This window comes from Deferrisoma sp., assembly GCF_054681715.1.
The window spans coordinates 1-2,694 of the sequence record NZ_BAAHFQ010000260.1; the positions used below are offsets into that span (position 1 = coordinate 1).

The window sequence follows — 2,694 nt, forward strand, 5'->3', positions numbered from 1 at the left end:
CGAAGAAGGACCTGAAGGCCCGGGTCCTCTCCGCCTTGCGCTCGTTGCAGCGGATGCCGGACAAGATTCGGGGGTTTTTCCTGGCCCCAAGTTGCCGATACGCCGCCTAGGGATCTGGCAATACTTTTGTAGGTATTAGTATCAACCCGGCGCCGATAGAGGCGCGCAAGGAAGTCGCCATGGCATGGGGCCTGCTTCCGGCCGTGCGTGAGTGCAGCATCCGGCCACTGTAGGAGCCACGCCCGGCGCTCCAGCAGGCCCCATGCCCCGAACCGTGCCTATTTGGCCGCCGGAGCAATAATACCTTCAAAAGTATTGCCGGGGGCGGGTGGGGGACTGGTTCCGGCCGGGCGGGAATGCGGCCCCCCGGGGCCAGACGGATTGCGGGGCCGGTGACCGGCAGACCGACGACACCAGACCACCCGTAGGGAGGGATCCGCGATGCGCATCCTGGTGGTGGAAGACGAGGCCAAGGTCGCCTCGTTCATCCGCAAGGGGCTCGAGGAGGAGCGCTACGCCGTCGACGTGGCGGCCGACGGCGAAGAGGGCCTCGAGCTCGCCGAACTCAACCCCTACGACCTCATCGTCCTCGACCTCATGCTGCCGGGGCTCGACGGGTTTCGGTTCATCCAGAAGCTCCGGGGCCAGGGGATCGCCACGCCGATCCTGGTGCTGACGGCCCGGGACTCGGTGAGCGACAAGGTGAAGGGGCTCGACCTGGGGGCCGACGACTACCTCACCAAGCCGTTCGCGTTCGCCGAACTCCTCGCCCGGATCCGGGCCCTGCTTCGGCGCGGAACGCCCCAGACCTCCCCCGTACTCCAGGTGGCGGACCTCACGCTGGATCCGGCCGCCCGCCGGGTGACCCGGGCCGGCAGATCCATCGAGCTCACGGCCAAGGAGTTCGCGCTTCTCGAATACTTCCTGCGAAACGCCGGCCGGGTGCTCACCCGCACCATGATCCTCGAGCACGTCTGGGACCAGTCCTTCGACTCCTACACCAACGTGGTGGACGTGTACGTGAACTACCTGCGCAAGAAGGTGGACCAGGGCTTCGAGCCCAAGCTGATCCACACGGTGCGGGGGGTGGGGTACGTGCTCCGGGAGGAGCCTTGACCCCCCGCACGCTCCGCGGACGCCTCACCCTGTGGTACGGGGGGCTCTTGGCCTCGGTGCTCATCCTGTTCGGGGTGGGGTTCTACGCGGCCCTCGCCCGGAACCTCTACCGGGGCGTCGACCAGAAGCTCCTGGCGCTCGCCGAGGTCGTGGCCGAATCGAGCGTCCGGAACTTCCTGCGGCCGGGGTACACGAATTTCTCCCGTCTCCTGGAGGAGTTCTTCGGGGTTCCGGCCGCCGGCCAGTTCATCCAGGTCCTCGACCCCTCCGGCAAGGTGGGGGCCCGCAGCGAGAACCTGCTCCTCCGGAACCTTCCCATCAGCCGCGAAACCCTTCATCGGGCGCTCCACGGGGAGATGGTGTACGAAACCGTGCCCGACCCGGCGGCGCCCCTGCGGGTGCTCACCTACCCGGTGGTCGTCCGCGGCCGGGTGCGAAACGTCGTGCAGGTGGCCACGAGCCTGGAGGCGGTGGTCACGACCCTCCGGGAGGTGCTTCTGGCCCTGGGGGTGGGGATCCCGGTCTCCCTCTTCCTCGTGCTCTGGGGGGGCTGGATGGTCGCCGCCAGGGCGCTTCGGCCCCTGGAGGGGCTCATCGCCGCGGTGCGGGAGGTGGACGCGGATCAACTGGGCGCCCGGGTTCCCGAGGCCGAGGGCACCGAGGAAGTGAGGGAGCTCGCCCGGAGCATCAACGGGCTCCTCCGGCGCCTCGGCGACGCGTTTCGCCGGGTGCGGGAGTTCACGGCCGACGCGAGCCACGAACTGCGCACCCCGCTCACGGTGCTCCGGGGGGAGGCCGAGGTGGCCCTGCGCCAGCCCCGTTCCCCCGAGGAGTACCAGCGGGTTCTCGCCTCGAGCCTCGAGGAGATCCACCGCATGGGACGGATCGTGGAGGATCTCCTGCTGCTGGCCAAGGGGGATCTGGGGGAGGCCCCGGTGGAAAGGACCCCGGTGGCCCTGGACGAGGTGCTCGAGGACCTGGCCGGCCGGGCCGCGCCGCTCGCCGAGGCCAAGGGCCTGGCATTCCACTGGGCGGGGGGGCCCCGGGTCTGGGTGGAGGCCGATCCCCTACGGCTTCGCCAACTCGTGTGGAACCTCCTCGACAACGCGATCAAGTACACCCCGGAAGGGGGGCAGATCTTCCTGAGCCACGCCCGCTCCGCTCCGGGATGGGTGCGGATCGCCGTCAAGGACACCGGAATCGGGATTCCCCCGGAGCACCACGAAAAGATCTTCGAGCGGTTCTACCGGGTCGACAAGCACCGCTCCCGGGCCCAGGGCGGAAGCGGCCTGGGGCTTGCGATCTGCCGGTGGATCGCCGAGGTCCACGGCGGGCGGATCGAGGTCCGGAGCCAGCCGGGGAGCGGCAGCACGTTCCTGGTGCATCTGCCGGAGGCGAAGGAAAGCGACGAGGGCTGGGAAGCTAGGAGGCTGGAAAGCTATTAACCCGGCGCCAATAGAGGCGCGCAAGGAGCTCGCGAGGGCATGGGGCCTGCTTCCGGCCGTGCGTGAGTGCGGCATCCGGCTTACGCTGCATCCGGCACTCAGCCGGATGGGCGGAACCGCTCAGGAATTCTAG

2 protein-coding genes are annotated in these 2,694 nt (G+C 68.9%); both read left to right on the plus strand.

Annotated features, from left to right (window positions below; translation table 11 throughout):
- Nucleotides 1-441 precede the first annotated feature (441 nt).
- Complete coding sequence (locus ACY0I8_RS17545; RefSeq protein ID WP_461395777.1) at nt 442-1,116, plus strand: heavy metal response regulator transcription factor; 675 nt, start codon at nt 442-444, stop codon at nt 1,114-1,116.
- Nucleotides 1,113-2,561 (plus strand): sensor histidine kinase, encoded by a 1,449-nt coding sequence (locus ACY0I8_RS17550; RefSeq protein ID WP_461395778.1) that lies wholly within the window; start codon nt 1,113-1,115, stop codon nt 2,559-2,561. The genes ACY0I8_RS17545 and ACY0I8_RS17550 overlap by 4 nt, the downstream gene beginning before the upstream one ends.
- Nucleotides 2,562-2,694 lie beyond the last annotated feature (133 nt).